We start from the raw sequence: 16,326 nt of genomic DNA on the forward strand, positions 1-16,326 counted from the left end.
TTTATGTTTTCGTCAAAAGAGTTAAAGGCCTTTATTGCAACGGCAGAAGAAGGCTCCTTAAAGAAAGCCGCTGATCGTCTTTTCCTGACAATACCACCAGTGTGCAGAATGATCAAAAAACTGGAAAGTCAGCTAGGGATGAAGCTTTTCCTAAACACCGCAGCTGGGCTAAAACTGACGCCACAAGGAAAAGAGGTTTATAACGAGATATCTCCAGTATATTACCAATCAATAAAGGTTATTAAAGATATGTTGCAAGATAGAGAAACCATATTTTTAGCACTAAATAACCCTCACTGGACAACATCAAATATTATCAGAGATTTTTTTGTAAGAAATGAAGTTCGATTCTCATGTTTAGAGGGAAATGATATAAAACCTGATTATTGTGATATTTTTATCACAGATAAAATAGATAATATATCTGAATGTTACCACTGTGAAGTTATCAATGAACATTTCTGTATTGTTTGTATTCCGTCAGTATTAGATAAGATAAAATCATTACCATTTGCACAAATAAAGAGTTTTTTATCTACTGACATTTGCTCAAATCAATTAACTTATTTAGAAAAAAAAGGATTTAGTAAAAAAACAATTGAGTGCCTCAATTTCGATAATAACTTGAATATGCTAATATCTGGTCATGCAGCATCCATTATGTCAAGATATCGAGCCAACCAATACCAAGAACTGGTAGGAAATAAAATCACCATTATTGATGAGATACCAACAGCCCGCCCCCTCTATATTTTGATAAATAAGAAATCAAGGCTAATTAATGATAGTGTTTTCCGTGAGTATATTGTGAAAATAAAAAACATGATGGACCGGTGCTAGATTAGCATAAGTTATAAAAAATGGCATATAAAACAAAATTGAGATATTAGTTAAATTAATAAAACTCAGGAATTAAATAATGAGTAGGATGACAAGTTTTACTGCTTATGGTGCCTCTGCTGGCAGCATATTAAACGGAGTGTTAAGTTATTTTAACCCAGAGCAATGGAATACTATTGGTGTTCTCGGTGGAATAATCATTGCAATAATGACTTTCCTAACTAACTTAGTTTTTAAAATTCGTGATGATAGGGATAGAAGGAGGATGATTGATGCATATCAATCTAAAGTTGAAAAATAAACTTGTAGGTTTATCTAGCTGTGGAGGTGCATTGGCAATTGCAATCAGTTTGTTGGGGGGGAATGATGGATTCGAAGGGCGAGTTTATTATCCCTATCATGACGTAGGTGGAATATTAACAGTTTGTGACGGCCATACTGGGGAAAATATACAACCCAATAAATACTACACCGATGACGAATGTAATTACTTATTGCAACAAGACTTATTATGGGTAAAACATATCGTAGACAATACTGTCACTTACCCTTTGAATGACTATCAGAGAGCAGCACTTTACTCTTTTACTTATAATATTGGCCCACAACAGTTTATTCATTCAACGTTACTTAAAAAACTGAACAATAATGATCTAATCGGTGCTTGCAATGAGTTACAGCGATGGGTCTATGCCGGAGGAAAGCGTTGGAAGGGACTAGTAAGCCGTAGGGAAATAGAGAGGGAATTATGTTTGATCGTTTTAAAAAATTAATGACCTTCACTTCAATTATATTTTATTTATTACTGTTGTTTTTGATTAGTCGTTTGTACTCGGCTAATCAAGAAAAGAAAAATAAAATCGCATACTTAGAAGTTCAACTAAACATAACACGCAAAGTTATTGAAACGAATGTTAAAAATGAAGCAGCCAATCGATTGATAACGCTTAGGCAATTAGAATATGAACGAAAACATTGGAGCGAAACGAATGAACAAGTCAAGCAATTACAACAAGTACTGGCCAATGACGCATGTTCTAAAGAACTTTTGCCTGATACTGCTATTAAGTTCCTGCGCGCAAACTGAGTGGATTCCAACGTCTAATTTTCCCGCGGATAGTCTTTTGATCTCCTGTCACAAAAGTTTGTTTACTGGTCAAACATGGCATGACAGCCTCGCTTACACCTTAGCACTGAAACAGGATTTGGATATTTGTGCCAGCCGAATGGATAAGTTGATAAAATGGCATGTTCACCAACTTGAATCCCCGCTTTCTCGCCATCAATAACGCCCTGCGCTGCGAGATCCACACTTTCCATCTACTTGCTTTATATTTTTACAAATCAACGTTCTATAAAAAAGGCCCTAATAGTGCTTTTCTCCCCATATCCTCTTCACGTATACTGTACAAATAAACAGTAGTATTGAATCAGCAACCTTTGGTCATCCCCCTCTCCCTGTAGCAGTTATTTGGAGGCTCTATGAGTGCATTTGGCAATGCTGCACAAGACTATATTGAAAAGAGAATCGATATTAATGAGCACTGCATTGTGCATCCTGCCGCTACCTTTTTTATGACTGCCGAAGGTGAGTCGTTGATCGAGGCAGGCATACATCATGGCGCACTGCTAGTAATAGATCGCAGTTTACCGGCAAAGCACGGAGATATTGTGGTCGCCACCATTGGGAGTGAATTCAGTATTAAGCGCCTTTATTTACGGCCCACACCTCGTCTTGAAGCCCTTAATGCAGGCACTCCAGCGTTAATATTGTGTGAGGGAGATGAGGATTTGGTCATTTTTGGTGTTATTACTTTTTGTATCAACAAGTTAAGATAATGTTTGCTTTAGTTGATGTAAATTCTTTCTATGCCAGTTGTGAAACTGTGTTTCGCCCAGATTTATACGGTCGCCCAGTGGTGGTGCTCTCTAATAATGACGGATGCGTCATTGCCCGTAGCCGGGAGGCTAAGGAGGTAGGCATACCAATGGGCGCACCCTACTTTAAAATTCAACAAGTTATGCGACAACATGGTGTGATCGCGTTCAGCAGTAATTACGCACTCTACAGTGACATGTCCGCCCGTGTGATGACTATCCTCGAACAACTGGCCCCAGGAATCGAGATTTACTCAATCGATGAAGCATTTCTCAATCTAAAAGGTGTCCAGCATTCCATTGCGCTGGAAGAGTTTGGTCGGTATATCCGTGATCAGATACGGAAATTGACCGGTTTAAATGTTGGTGTGGGCATTGCTCCCAGCAAAACCTTAGCCAAACTGGCCAATCATGCTGCCAAGTTATGGCATAAAACCGAAGGCGTGGTTGATTTATCCAGCCCGGTGCGTCAGCGTAAACTATTGGCGCTGATGCCTGTCGCTGAAATTTGGGGAGTGGGCCGTCGTACCGCGAAAAAACTTGAAATGATGGGGATAACCACTGCCCTGCAATTATCAGAAGCCAGTCCTCCTTTTATACGTAAACATTTCAGTGTTGTATTGGAGCGAACAGTCAGAGAGTTACGCGGGGAAGCGTGTTTAGCTGTTGCAGAATTTGCCCCCACAAAACAACAAATAATCTGCTCGCGATCATTTAGTGAACGAATTACCGAATATCAAAACATACGCGAAGCTGTGTGCAGTTATGCCGAGAAAGCCGCGGAAAAACTGCGAAAAGAGCATCAATATTGCCGCCATGTCTCGACATTTATCAAAACCAGCCCCTTTGCGCCAAACGAGAGATATTACAGTAATCATGCCAGCACCTACCTTACCTTCCCGACACTGGATTCACGGGATATTATTGCCGCCGCTCTTAAATGCCTGACGATCATTTGGCGGCCCGGTCATCGTTATCTGAAAGCAGGAATTGTATTAGGGGAGTTTTCAAGCCAGGGCATCTCACAATTGGGGTTGTTTGATGAAAGCAAACCGCGCATCAACAGTGAACAACTCATGGCCGCTATCGACAAAATTAATCAGTCCGGTAAAAGCAAAATCTCCTTTGTCGGACAAGGAATTAATCAAGAATGGCAGATGAAACGCGAGATGTTATCGCCGGCATATACTACTCGCGTTAGAGATTGCCCAACAGCAACCATCAAATGACGCGCTTGACCAATGTTCTGGTGCGTCGTTTTCTCAATAAAAATTGTCAGAAATTTTATTGATTATTCCTAATGAATATTTCTCATATTGATATATACAGCAACTGTAACAAATAATTATTCTTAAATTCATAATTAACAAATATCGCAAACTAAACACTCAATAAACTTCATATCATGCAACTTTTAAGCAAAAAGATTACATGTTTAGCCTCAATGACAGAGAGATAGAAAAGAAAACAAACATTCATTTAAAATCCTCACCAATCAAGTATTAAACAAACCAAGAGATTACGAGTCAATGCGTTGTTTTATAACAAAAAAATATAAACACTCATAAATAAAAACAAACTTAAAGTTAAAATTAAATAATGAAATTAGCTGGGCTAATATTTTTAAAAATATAAAAATGCTCTAAATAAGTGCAATCAGAGTAATTAATAGCACCTTTATGGGGAATGAATAATTTAATTAATAAAGGCATAAAGTTTTATCTATGGCTGCCGATGACTCTCAGTAATTATTGTATTCCACTGTTATAAATGAAATCCCCCATTTACTGAGGTTATTATGCGAGTGAACAAACCTGTCAGCCGACAGGAGTATCCCATTGGTCGCGATACCACCTTGCAATCAACAACTGATATTCAAGGTAATATCACCTACGCCAATGCTGCCTTTGTTCGTGCCAGTGGTTTTGAATATCAGAACTTGCTGGGTCAACCTCACAATGTGGTGCGGCACCCGGACATGCCCCCCGCGGCCTTTGCTGATATGTGGCAAACGTTGAATGCGGGGTTATCCTGGTCATCATTGGTCAAAAATCGCCGCCAAAATGGCGACTATTATTGGGTGCGCGCTAATGCCACCCCATTGCGCCATGATGGCCGTTTGACCGGTTATATTTCAGTACGAATTGCGCCCACCCGCGAAGAAGTTAAGCAAGCGGAGGCACTATATGGCGATTTCAACTCTGGCAAAGCCAAACAACGCCGCATTGCGCTGCATCGAGGGTTGATTGTCCGCACCGGCTGGCTCTCTTTCCTTTCATTATTTCAAACGCTGCCGCTACGCTGGCGTTTGCGTGGTGCATTACTGATTGCGGCACTGCTGCCGACGGTGGCAGCCAAAAGTATGGGTATTTCCGGTTTACCTTTACTCGGTTTGGGAACGACGACTCTTTTCAGTAGCCTGATCACCTCACTTTGGCTTGAGCGCCAGGTCTCACGCCCGATCGCGGCAATTTTACAGCAAGCGCAGGATGTTTCTTCCGGGCAAGCCGGTGACTATGTGCAATTGAACCGTGTTGATGAAATTGGCTATCTAATGCGTAGCGTCAATCAGTTGGGCTTGAATCTTCGTTCGCTGACAGACGACGTCAGTGGTCAGGTTGATGGTATTAATACCGCCAGCAGTGAAATTGCCGCAGGGAATCGCGAACTAAAAGTACGAACAGAACAAGCCACTGCTAATTTACAGCATATCGTCAGTGCGACGGAGCAATTAGTGGCAACAGTACAAAACAGTGCTAATAGTGCCAATGAGACGACATCACTGGCCGCCATGAGCAGTCATGCGGCAGAACAAGGCAGTGAGTTAATGCATGAAGTCATAAAAACCATGGGCACGATTAATGATTCCAGCCATCGAATTGTCGATATTATCAGTGTGATTGAAGGTATTGCTTTCCAAACCAATATATTAGCGCTCAATGCGGCAGTTGAAGCAGCCAGAGCGGGAGAACAAGGCCGTGGCTTCGCGGTGGTTGCCAGTGAAGTTCGTCATCTGGCACAACGTTCGTCCACTGCGGCAAAAGAAATTAAACACTTAATTGAAACCAGTGTGGAGCGCGTTCGTGATGGTAGCGCATTAGTCCAAAATGCCGGCGCTACCATGGACAATATCGTCAAACAGGCCGGGCAGGTTTCTACTTTAATCAGTGAAATCAGTACCTCAACTCATGAACAGACGCAAGCTCTTGGCCAGATTAGTCAATCAATTGGTCAGTTGGATCAAATGACGCACCAAAATGCGGCGATGGTAGAACAGTATGCTGGCGCGGCAGAGGAACTGGCTCACCGAACCTTACGTCTAACCGCTGCCGTGAGAATTTATCGTCCGGTGAATTAAAGCCCTATGGATATGATATCCCGTTGAAATAGCATCAATCAATTGAGAGACCAGACACAACCACCGCATTATCTGTTATGGCTGCTATGACAGCTTATTCATCTGTCATAGCAATAAACAGAAACCCCGCTATAGTGGGTAAGTGGTTATTCAATTATTAAATAAGGAGTTTTATGTCATCACTTAATCAAACATCTGTTCGCGCTCAACAAGGTGAAACTGATGCAAACTTACCTGGTGAAGATCATTTGATCGCCCATGAAGCTTTGCTTGTCGCATTAATGGTTGAATGTGCTAACGAGTCCGATAATGATCAGTTTCTGTTTAGTGTCAGAGAAACACTTAATGGGATCTTAAGTTCTTCCCGTTATCTTGATGCGAGCAAGATAGCCAATGGCCTGCTCGATGAGGCTGATGATAAAGCCAACCGTTAGCCCCCAGCCCTCACTCATTGAGGGCTTTTTATTGGTAGCGAAAGCCAGCACCGCCACACGGGTTGATCCAGAATGGCAAGATAACGATAATTAACCGATGAAAGCGGTAACATAACCCATTGAGGAAAGTAATGGCTTCGCTGAAAGAAGTAGCAAATCTGGCGTCAGTTTCATTAATGACAGTTTCTCGGGCGATTAATAACCCAGACCAACTGCGCCCAGAGACTTATCAGCGAGTCATGCAAGCCATTGAGGCCCTCAATTATGTCCCCGACTTTTCCGCCCGAAAAATGCGCGGTAATACCACCAAAACGTCCACTCTCGCGGTGCTTGCATGGGATACCGCCACCACCCCCTTTTCCGTCGAGATATTACTGTCTATTGAGTTGACAGCGCGTGAGTTTGGCTGGAATAGTTTTCTGGTCAATCTGACCTCACATGAAGATAGCGAGCGAGCGGTTAACCAACTGTTAGCCCAGCGCCCCGATGGTATTATTTTTACCTCCATGGGGCTGCGGCAAGTCACCATCCCTGAGCGCCTGCGGGATAAAAATATCGTGCTAGCTAATTGTGTCAGCGAAAACCATTCTATCCCCAGCTATATTCCTGATGACTTTGATGGTCAGTATCAGGCGATGAAAGTGCTGTTGCGCCGAGGATATCAGCGGCCATTGTGTATTTACCTTCCCGAATGTACTTTGGCAGGCAAAGCGCGGCGAGCGGGTGTAGAAAAAGCGTGGCAAGAATCCGCCTTGCCGGTAGAGCAGTTACGTCAGTGCCATTTAGCCTGGGGGGATGAACATTATCAGGATGTGATCCCACTGTTAGAGCGCTACTGCCCTGAGGGCAAACCTGATTTTGATGTGCTTATTTGCGGTAATGATCGCATTGCTTTTCTGGCCTACCAAGTGCTGTTAGCCAAAGGTATAACTATCCCACAACAAGTTGCGGTGGTGGGTTATGACAATATGGTCGGCATCGGAGAACTATTTTTACCACCACTGACTACGGTGCAACTGCCGCATTATGATATTGGTCGGGAAGCGGCCCTTCATTTGATTGAAGGGCGAGAATCACGATCAACACACCGGTTGCCGTGCCCACTGCTGGAGCGGGCATCCATTTAATTTCAACGTGATGATTTAGCCACTAACTGCCAGTATTCGCCGTGTAGTAGCTGGGCCTGACCATTCTCCGCATACAGGGATAAACAGCGTTCATGCTCGGTCGGGTAGATACGACTGCTCATACAAGCTTGCCCGTCATTGATAAATACCTCCAACGACGAACTATCAATAAATATACGTAATGATAATAACCCCTGTTCTGGTAATGCCACACTGCGATACCCCGTCAGTCCATATTGTGGGTAATATCGATCCAAAACTAGTCGATTAGCCTGATTATCGACATAAACCGAAACTTTACCCCCCGTTCCTTGGGCATCAGCTAACTGTACACCATATCTTTCTGCATGACTGGCTGTGGTATCCCATGTCAATTGCAGTTCCAGACTCTGGCAATTTTCATGTAAAAGTTGTTTCTCTTGGGCCAGTGTCATTGATGTGATGAATTCACCGGCTTGCCTTAGTGCTTCAACCTCCCGCACCGGTTTTATTAATAAATTACCATCACAATCAATACTTAATTCTCGTGGCAAGGTTAAGCAGCCACTCCAATTATCGGCTTTGGTCGGCATAGGCGATTGCCACATATCCATCCAACCAATAATGACTCTCCGCCCATCAGCCGTAAGTAGGGATTGAGGTGCATAGAAATCATGGCCCAGATCCAGTTCGGTAAAAGGCTGTGATGGCTTAAAATCGACTCCTGGCTGCCATTTGCCGCGTAAGACGCCACTTTGGAACAAATTGCGATTGAGGTAACCTTTTGCTGCCAGCCCCTGCGGTGAAAACATCAGAATACGTTCATTCCCTAATGGGAAGAAATCTGGACATTCCCACATATATCCCATGCTGTCGTCTGCGCGCGCTAAAACTTGCATAAATTGCCATTGCTGCAATGAATTGCCACGATATAGCAAGACTTGCCCATGATCTCGCTCATCTCGAGCACCGACTACCATCCACCAACAATCATCTTCAAACCACACTTTCGGATCGCGGAAATGCATGATTCCCTCGGGCGGGGTCAGTACCACACCTTGTTTGTCAAAATGTATGCCATCCTGACTGGTTGCCAGGCACTGCACCTCGCGAATATCGCTGTCATCACCCTCACCGTTAAGCCAAACATGTCCGGTATAAATCAGGCTTAACACGCCATTATCGTCTACCGCGCAACCAGAAAAACAGCCGTCTTTATCCCATAAATCACCTGGAGCTAAGGCAATGGATTGATGTTGCCAACTCAACATATCGTGGCTGGTCGCATGGCCCCAATGCATCGGCCCCCAATTTTCATCATAAGGGTGATGCTGATAAAACGCGTGATACTGTCCGTTAAAAAAGATCAACCCGTTGGGGTCATTCATCCACCCTGCCGGCGGAGCCAAATGATAATGTGGATAGAAATTTTGGCCAACCTGAGAAGCTAAAGTTTGCAGTGCATCATTGGCCCGTTCAATTAATGGATTCATAGTGCTCACTTGGTCGTTAATTGCAAAGAAGGATCATCGGTAGGTGGCTCAGCACGTAGCATAAAGCAGGAAATAACGGTTAATCCGAGGACAATCGCCCCCATAACCATATAAGTATCAGCGAACCCGATGTGGTCGTAGCTAATACCTGCCAGCGGTGAAAATATGCTGGCACAGACTTGGGTGACAAACTGGAAGCCCACCAAATACAGCGTCGCTGATAGACGTGGGTCGAAATTGGCAGCGATATACTTAAACATTGCGATCAGCAGTATGGGTAATTCGACCGCATGTAAGAGTTTCATCAGTGAAATAGTAGCGGCATCTTGGGCCAGCCCTGAACCAAATATCCGCATCGCCATGATCAACCCACTCAGTAATAAACCTTTCTTCGCGCCAATACGGTTAACCAAAAAAGGTGCAAGGAACATACCGCCCGCTTCCAGGAATACCTGTAATGAATTAAGGAAACCGTACATTTCATTGCCGTGGCGCGGATCCGCAAATAAAGAAGAGAAATACACCGGGAATTGCTGGTCATATACATTATAAACACTGACCCCCGTAACAAACACCACCAGCGCCCAGAAACGTGAAAGACGTAATAATGACAACGTATCGTGAAGCTTCAGGGCACTACTCTTACCATATTCCAATTGCCCCATTGCATCTGCTTTGACTTCATGCAGACGCCACAACAACAGTAAAAATAACGCAGCCGATGCCGAAGCCATCCAGAAATTAATGTTGGGATTAATATTAAACAGCATGCCAGCAAAAAAGGTCGCTCCCGCCCAACCCAGTGATCCCCACATCCGGGCTTTACCAAATTCAAACCCGCTAATCCGACTCACTCGCTCGGTATAAGATTCCAAAGCGCCAATACCGGCAAAGAATGTCATCCCCATATACAAACCGCCTACTACCGCACCGACGAGCATATTGATGCGCAATAAAGGGGCATAAACATAAATAAAAAAAGGGCCACTGATCAGCAGCAAAATACCAATAGCCCATAAAAGATGTTTTTTAAGTCCCAGCTTATCTTGTATCACTCCGTATAACGGTTGTGCACATAATGCCGTTATGGCGATAGCAGAAAATGTTGCACCGGTTTCTGCTCCTTTTAACCCTACATATTGATTTAGCCAAATCGAGAATAATGAAAATGCCGATGACCAGGTAAAGAAAAACGTAAACAGTAAGCCACTTAAGATCAGATATTGATTGCGGACAGAGTGTTTCATGGCGATATCCGGTTGGAGATTTACGCTCATTGTTAACGTTAACTTTTTATTTTGGAAAGATCTGCTTCGTTTGTTTCGTGATGTTAATCACCAATGTTAACGTTAACAATCAATTTATGTGATGAAAATCACATGATATTATCTAGCTTGCCTCATGTGTTTTTTTTGGTTTTACGTTATCGTTAGGCAATAGCTTGGGTTGGCATAATGGGTCAATCTGGCATGCCTACTGGCCCGAATAATATAAGGAGGAAAAGTGTTACTGGATAAAATCCTACTGGTTGTCATTATGATTTTATTGTCACTTTTTGCCTGGATGTTTTTCTCACCGTATCATATGTATTCAACAGCTTATGAGTTCCTTGAGTTGTTTGGTTTTCAAGAGGGATACAAAAATTTAGGTTTTGGTCCACCAACTGAAATATCTGATTAAACAGATAAAAAAACAGGCGCTATTTTTGCACCTGTTTTCTAGATTTACGAATCTTCTCTCCGTGAATGGCCTATTCTGTTTGTTCCATTTCTAATTGTTCTTTAGGCGGTATCACTGAATAACTGGCAACGATCGCTGTAAGAATAATAAATAAATGCCCTTCCGAGGAATCCAGTAAGAAGGAGTTAAACAGGTGACAAGCCAAATAAGCACAGAGTAAAGACACCAATATATTTCTAAGGTGTGCGGGTAAACGTAAAGCTGAACGGAAATAGCACCACATCCATCCGAGGAATAAAGCTAACCCGATTATCCCTGATTGCACAGTCTGCATCAGATATTCATTATGTGGGTTTATACTGTATGCATCTTCAGAGAAACTTAACCAGAAGCCTCCAGCACCATGGCCTAAAACTGGAGCCTGTTCTATCAGCTTTACAGACTCAAGCATAAATGCCGTACGTAGCCCCATCGAGCTATCACAAGCCTCTTTATCTGCAGTATCAGTGACCGCCAGACAACTTTGAATCTCTGTCACACCTTGTTGCAGCCGTTCAACAGCGCGGTTTGGTACTATAGCCACTATGGCCGCAACGATAAGAGCGCCAACTACCATTCCCAAACGCTGGCGGTTTGATAGCGACAGTAAACCCCACATCCCAAAAGCCGCAGCCAAAGCAATATAACCGGTTCTGCCCTGCACCATAAATATAATGTTATAAACAGCCAGGCACACCAGCAAAGCATAACCCCAGCGCTTCAGCCCCTGACTGCGGAACGCCAAAGAGAGCCATATAACCGCCGCTAAGGCCATAAAGAAGTTATGTGTGATTTGTAATTTAAAGACATACGGATTTAATGGATCAATCTGACCCAGTGGCATATGCAGTACACCAACCCACAAGCTGGCGGCCAGGATCACGGCATTGGCCAGTAAAAAGCCTTTGGCAAAATAGCTGGCAAGTGAGCGCGAAAGAACAAAAAACATCGCTAATGGCAAGATATATAACAGTTTTGAGTACTTACCTACCATCACTTTACCGTACAGATTGTGATGCCAAAGCAAAGATATAGCCAACAACAAAAACATGAGAGCAGGTAGCCAAATCAACGGATTTTTGACTAAGACTTTCACATAGCGAGTATCGCGGCTTAGCAGTAAACAGATGACAGCCAATACCATCGACAAATTCATTATAAAATTAGAAGTGGGTAGACCAATACCTAACAAAAATGCAGTGGCACAAGAGAACATGCCAATATATCGATGTGCTGGCGGCGAACCGGGCAAAGCAGCAGAAGAAATCATAAGTCGCTCACTTCAGAGTAATCACCAGAAGAGGCCGCATGACACGCGTAACCCAGCATAGCTGGCCTCCATCTATGACATAGCCAACCGGTGTACTCTGGCTGGCTATGAAAAGTATTTTGGATAAATGCTGTTATGCCGCGAGTGAACGGAACAGGTAACGGAACCACCATAATGGCCGCCACCACACTTTACGTTCAGGTACTGTCGGCGGACGTGAATGCACTTTTTTAATTTCCCAATTAAAGTTAAGGAATATTCGGCTATGACCATATTCCGCACCAAATAGGGCAATTTCATTTTTCTTGCGATCATCGATAGGCGCGTTATGCGTCAAATCACGATCCAGTGAATGGTAACTTTTCTTCCTATCAACATTACGTTCAATACAGCGGTATTGCTTAGGCAAATAACGCGGTGTGGAACCATGGTCTTTATGGAACTTCACAAAGCGGTAATCTTCCGAACCGTAATGACCGGCGAACTCTTCGTCATAACCATAAAGTCTGAAGAAACGAGCTCTGGACATGAAGAATAAATTCGGGTGACCACGATAGGCCTTGCCAGTTTTTTCATCGGTACGATAGATACGATACAGAGAGCGCCCTGGGTTACGCGCATTAACCAGATAACGCAGGGTATCTTCGGGCAGCAGGCAATCTAAATCGGTAATGATAATCTTGTCAGATTTGGCATAAGTCACACCAAGATTACGGGAGCCAGCCTGATTCCACTGGATATCAGTGGTTATTCTTAACCACGTGAAATTCAAATCATAATCTTTTACTTCATATTCTAAAGGTGAACAGTCATCTACGATGACAAATTCGACCGCATCCTTAATATCATCAGGGTAAGATTCATATTCCTTCAACAAAGACTCAACAGAATCCATATTTCCCTGATTACAGTAAAAATGAGTTACATAAGTCAGTTTGATGTGCTGCTTATCTAACGGATGCCGTGCTTTAACAATTTCTACATCCTTCGCCACAATATAAACCTCTGTTTTAAGAGAGAAAATAACAAAATTTATAATTTACTGAGATCTGGTTATTAAATGATAAACACATGCTGAATAACATTGCCGTAAAGGATAAAGAGTTAACCTAATCAGTCAAATATTTTCTTCATATTATTATGGCAGGTCACAGCACCTTGATTGGCCTTCAAAGTTACTGAATTGGCTGAATATACGAAGGTGAGAAAGGCATTCACTTGAGTGGCGAACACATTGAACGTCTTACTGCCCCTTTACTGCTTCTCGACTGAGCTTAAGGACTAGCACGTGCTGACATGAGTGCCAGCGATCTATTCTTGTTGGTGCTGACATCATCGTGGATCACACGTTCGGCGGCTGAGGGCGAGGTTTACGGTGCACCTGATGAGGAAAGATATTTACTCTGCGAGAAGGCTAAATACAGAGCTTTCTTGTAGAAAATCTATTGCGTAGTAGCTATACAGTCACACAGTTTTACTCAATGCCATAAGGAAATGGATATGAATCTTAGCTTGCCCGGAAATTATCTGTACTACCTTTCAAGAGACAATCTCGCCCCCGAAGAGTATGAACGAATTATCAGCGCCTATGCTGCCTGGTCACGGATTTGTCGTGAGTATGAATTTGATGATGGCTACAACGCCAGCCGTTACCTTATCAATATGAGAGAGGGCCGGACTTATCATACCCCAGCCTCCTCTCGCGGATCGCGTGAAAAAGAGAAACTGGAAAAAATGGTGTTTTCTGGTGAAATCGTGATGCTAAGTGATATCTATCGCCCAGCAGGGCTTTTTCATATTAATGATGACGGTAAACTGATTTGTGCTGATCCATTAGCTTTCCACCTTAATGGCGTAGAAAAAATCATTCAAGAGTATACGGTTTCTGTAAAGCGAAGAGACTATCGACACTCCGGAGGAAAACCACGGTCAACACAAATTCAGCGTTTGGTGCGCACTTCTGCACCTGATTTGCCAGCACAGCAAGCCCTTCGTACTATCAATACCAAAGCTGCGGGGCGGTTGCTAGCTGCCGGGGGGGTTTACAACGGAAATGTTGAAGGCTATGCGAAAGTAGCTAAGGATTTAGGTGGTGATGCAGATAAAGGATTCGAGCAGGTACTGAATAAGCAAACTGCCGGGGCTATGCTTGCTGCTGGCGCTCTACTTGGTGCAAAAAAAGGCGGCGCAGCTTCGATAAAACAGATTGATAACTTGAAAGCCGCGTCAACGAAAGAGTTTAAAGTGGTAGAAATAAAAGCTGGAGAAAAAGGCAGTTGGAGCAAACCACTGAACAAGCCTAGCCCCAATACAATTTATAAAGTTGATGGAAATAAAGTATATCATACAGATGATCAAGGCCGGGTGAAGATGGTTGAAGCCGACCTTACGGCGATGACTAAAGATCGCAATACCTACCAACAACGCAAAGCCGGGAAAAGTGGTGATTCCGGTGATGAAGGCGGACATTTGCTCGCTAGCATTTTTGATGGGCCGGGAGAAAAACTTAATCTTGTTCCGATGGATGCAAACCTGAACAAGGGAGCATGGAAAAAGATGGAGAATAGCTGGGCTAAGGCGCTGGAAGATGGCAAACCAGTTAAAGTGAAAATAAATCCTATTTATACTGGTGACAGTAACAGGCCTAGTAGCTTTGAAATAAAATGTACAATAGGCAACGAGCGACCTGTCGTGACTGGTTTTAAAAATGTGTCTGGAGGACAGTAGAGTTATGAGAGACGAACAAAATATTTATCAAGACATAAGTCAAATTCTTTTAAATACATCACCTGATGATGCAGTTAAGGTCATAGTCAGAGCAAAACTTTTCCCTGAAGGTGATGGAGGAGAATACGAGTTCGATTATATTGACTCAGCAGGTACAAATAACTGGTTTGACCCCTATGATGGTGCCGTCAGTGACCTTACTCCGTTAATTGTGGAACTTAGAAAGTATTATTTGGAGCATGGACTTACAAACGGCCTACCTGAATGGATTGGTTGTGAAATGACGTTCGATTTAGAGAAAATGAAACTAAGTATTGAATTCGAATATGATAGCCAAGAAAGTTAACCAATAATCTCATCAGTGAAGTTGCCTGATTGACTTATATCGACGAAAGGGCCTTTTCGAGGTCTTTTTACTTATACTTTATAAGTATCGAGCTCTACAGGAAGTTACATAAAATCGAAGCGGGCCGCGGACTGTTTGATTGAGAGATCAAGCCCTATTCCAACACTGAAATTTTCTGACATTTGGGATGATTTTTTACATGTAGAGTAAAAAGACGGGAGCTAAAGTCTCATTTCCTCTGCCCCTAAGATGTAACGCCATAAATATGACTCTTGAAGATGTCATCGGTATGTGTCGCGATAATATCGTAAGCCCCTGCCTAATCCACTATACGCACAACTCTTCTCATTCAAGGCGTGGAGCACAGGTAAGACCAAACAGAGTGGACTATCGTGACAGCTTTGTAGCTTATTTTTTGTACCGTTTTGCAGAAGAGTTTTGCAGAGTAACAATGCAGACCAAAAAGCCAACATAATCACTACAATTATGTTGGCTAAATATTATTGGTTACAACTTACATATGCTTAATAATGGCGTCGCCAAACTCTGAACATTTCAGCAACTTAGCGCCTTCCATCAGACGCTCAAAGTCATAGGTCACAGTCTTGGCTTGAATTGCGCCTTCGGTGCCTTTGATAATCAGGTCTGCGGCTTCGAACCAGCCCATGTGACGCAGCATCATTTCTGCGGACAGAATAATAGAACCTGGGTTCACTTTATCCTGACCCGCATATTTAGGTGCTGTACCATGAGTCGCTTCAAACAATGCGCACTCATCACCAATGTTTGCACCTGGAGCAATACCGATACCGCCAACTTGAGCAGCCAATGCATCAGAAATGTAATCCCCATTCAGGTTCATACACGCGATAACATCATATTCAGCCGGACGCAGCAGGATCTGTTGCAGGAAAGCATCGGCAATCACATCTTTAACAATGATGTCCTTACCGTTGTTTGGATTCTTGATTTTAACCCAAGGGCCGCCATCGATCAGCTCACCACCAAATTCCTCACGCGCTAACTGATAACCCCAGTCTTTAAATGCGCCTTCGGTGAATTTCATAATGTTGCCTTTATGAACCAGGGTGACTGATTCACGATCGTTGGTAATGGCATACTCAATTGCAGCACGAACCAAACGCTTAGTCCCTT

Annotated in this window: 18 protein-coding genes and 1 pseudogene; 13 read left to right on the plus strand and 6 right to left on the minus strand. The window is 43.1% G+C overall.

What is annotated here, in order from left to right:
- Positions 1-3: 3 nt before the first annotated feature.
- The 5 genes and pseudogenes from ACNSO8_RS24125 to ACNSO8_RS24145 all read left to right on the plus strand — a co-directional run.
- Positions 4-840: a LysR family transcriptional regulator gene (locus tag ACNSO8_RS24125; protein WP_050158409.1), complete on the plus strand. Its 837-nt coding sequence runs from the start codon at positions 4-6 to the stop codon at positions 838-840.
- A 79-nt stretch (positions 841-919) separates the two neighbouring features.
- Positions 920-1,141, plus strand: coding sequence for a phage holin (locus ACNSO8_RS24130; RefSeq protein WP_019079757.1), 222 nt, complete (start codon positions 920-922; stop codon positions 1,139-1,141).
- On the plus strand, positions 1,113-1,613 hold the full coding sequence (locus ACNSO8_RS24135) for a lysozyme (protein ID WP_019079758.1): 501 nt from the start codon (positions 1,113-1,115) through the stop codon (positions 1,611-1,613). The genes ACNSO8_RS24130 and ACNSO8_RS24135 overlap by 29 nt, the downstream gene beginning before the upstream one ends.
- Positions 1,589-1,927 carry a hypothetical protein gene (locus ACNSO8_RS24140; protein WP_019079759.1) on the plus strand — a complete coding sequence of 113 codons (339 nt, stop codon included), beginning with the start codon at positions 1,589-1,591 and terminating at the stop codon, positions 1,925-1,927. The genes ACNSO8_RS24135 and ACNSO8_RS24140 overlap by 25 nt, the downstream gene beginning before the upstream one ends.
- Positions 1,866-2,033 (plus strand): annotated as a pseudogene (locus ACNSO8_RS24145) (hypothetical protein); the annotation flags it as partial. The gene ACNSO8_RS24140 and the pseudogene ACNSO8_RS24145, both read left to right, overlap by 62 nt.
- On the opposite strand, the gene ACNSO8_RS24150 reads toward ACNSO8_RS24145, so the two are convergent.
- Complete coding sequence (locus ACNSO8_RS24150; protein WP_019079760.1) at positions 1,990-2,160, minus strand: hypothetical protein; 171 nt, start codon at positions 2,158-2,160, stop codon at positions 1,990-1,992. The pseudogene ACNSO8_RS24145 and the gene ACNSO8_RS24150 overlap by 44 nt on opposite strands.
- A gap of 162 nt (positions 2,161-2,322) precedes the next feature.
- Here ACNSO8_RS24150 and umuD point away from each other — a divergent pair, with 162 nt between their 5' ends.
- From umuD to ACNSO8_RS24175, 5 genes are all read left to right on the plus strand, one after another.
- Positions 2,323-2,679 carry a translesion error-prone DNA polymerase V autoproteolytic subunit gene (gene umuD, locus ACNSO8_RS24155; protein ID WP_019079761.1) on the plus strand — a complete coding sequence of 119 codons (357 nt, stop codon included), beginning with the start codon at positions 2,323-2,325 and terminating at the stop codon, positions 2,677-2,679.
- Entirely contained in the window at positions 2,679-3,947 is a 1,269-nt protein-coding gene (gene umuC, locus ACNSO8_RS24160; RefSeq protein ID WP_019079762.1) for a translesion error-prone DNA polymerase V subunit UmuC, read from the plus strand. The genes umuD and umuC overlap by 1 nt, the downstream gene beginning before the upstream one ends.
- A gap of 569 nt (positions 3,948-4,516) precedes the next feature.
- A complete protein-coding gene (locus tag ACNSO8_RS24165) occupies positions 4,517-6,076 on the plus strand; it encodes a methyl-accepting chemotaxis protein (protein ID WP_019079764.1) in 1,560 nt (519 codons plus the stop codon).
- A gap of 173 nt (positions 6,077-6,249) precedes the next feature.
- Positions 6,250-6,510 carry a hypothetical protein gene (locus tag ACNSO8_RS24170; RefSeq protein WP_005170608.1) on the plus strand — a complete coding sequence of 87 codons (261 nt, stop codon included), beginning with the start codon at positions 6,250-6,252 and terminating at the stop codon, positions 6,508-6,510.
- Positions 6,511-6,641: 131 nt separating this feature from the next.
- Positions 6,642-7,637: a LacI family DNA-binding transcriptional regulator gene (locus tag ACNSO8_RS24175; RefSeq protein ID WP_050148870.1), complete on the plus strand. Its 996-nt coding sequence runs from the start codon at positions 6,642-6,644 to the stop codon at positions 7,635-7,637.
- A gap of 2 nt (positions 7,638-7,639) precedes the next feature.
- Here the strand turns inward: ACNSO8_RS24175 and ACNSO8_RS24180 are convergent, their stop codons facing one another.
- Positions 7,640-9,109, minus strand: a complete 1,470-nt coding sequence (locus ACNSO8_RS24180) for a glycoside hydrolase family 32 protein (RefSeq protein ID WP_418396119.1) — start codon at positions 9,107-9,109, stop codon at positions 7,640-7,642.
- A gap of 5 nt (positions 9,110-9,114) precedes the next feature.
- Entirely contained in the window at positions 9,115-10,356 is a 1,242-nt protein-coding gene (locus tag ACNSO8_RS24185) for an MFS transporter (protein ID WP_418396120.1), read from the minus strand.
- Between the two features lie 256 nt (positions 10,357-10,612).
- Between ACNSO8_RS24185 and ACNSO8_RS24190 the strand changes: the two genes are divergently transcribed.
- The gene (locus ACNSO8_RS24190) at positions 10,613-10,789 is read left to right on the plus strand and encodes a hypothetical protein (protein ID WP_005170616.1); all 177 of its coding nucleotides are present in this window, start codon (positions 10,613-10,615) and stop codon (positions 10,787-10,789) included.
- 70 nt (positions 10,790-10,859) lie between these two features.
- On the opposite strand, the gene waaL-os is transcribed toward ACNSO8_RS24190, so the two are convergent.
- Both waaL-os and ACNSO8_RS24200 read right to left on the minus strand, forming a co-directional pair.
- Positions 10,860-12,080, minus strand: a complete 1,221-nt coding sequence (gene waaL-os, locus ACNSO8_RS24195) for an outer core oligosaccharide ligase WaaL-os (RefSeq protein WP_072082975.1) — start codon at positions 12,078-12,080, stop codon at positions 10,860-10,862.
- A 151-nt stretch (positions 12,081-12,231) separates the two neighbouring features.
- On the minus strand, positions 12,232-13,092 hold the full coding sequence (locus ACNSO8_RS24200; RefSeq protein WP_005170622.1) for a glycosyltransferase family A protein: 861 nt from the start codon (positions 13,090-13,092) through the stop codon (positions 12,232-12,234).
- Between the two features lie 506 nt (positions 13,093-13,598).
- Between ACNSO8_RS24200 and ACNSO8_RS24205 the strand changes: the two genes are divergently transcribed.
- Both ACNSO8_RS24205 and ACNSO8_RS24210 read left to right on the plus strand, forming a co-directional pair.
- Positions 13,599-14,825 carry a DNA/RNA non-specific endonuclease gene (locus ACNSO8_RS24205; RefSeq protein WP_019079770.1) on the plus strand — a complete coding sequence of 409 codons (1,227 nt, stop codon included), beginning with the start codon at positions 13,599-13,601 and terminating at the stop codon, positions 14,823-14,825.
- A 4-nt stretch (positions 14,826-14,829) separates the two neighbouring features.
- Complete coding sequence (locus ACNSO8_RS24210) at positions 14,830-15,171, plus strand: hypothetical protein (protein WP_019079771.1); 342 nt, start codon at positions 14,830-14,832, stop codon at positions 15,169-15,171.
- A 514-nt stretch (positions 15,172-15,685) separates the two neighbouring features.
- On the opposite strand, the gene ACNSO8_RS24215 is transcribed toward ACNSO8_RS24210, so the two are convergent.
- Positions 15,686-16,326: isocitrate/isopropylmalate family dehydrogenase (locus ACNSO8_RS24215; RefSeq protein WP_418396121.1), on the minus strand; the 641-nt coding region annotated here is incomplete at its 5' end.

The sequence above is a fragment of the Yersinia sp. LJYL362 genome (genome assembly GCF_048323875.1).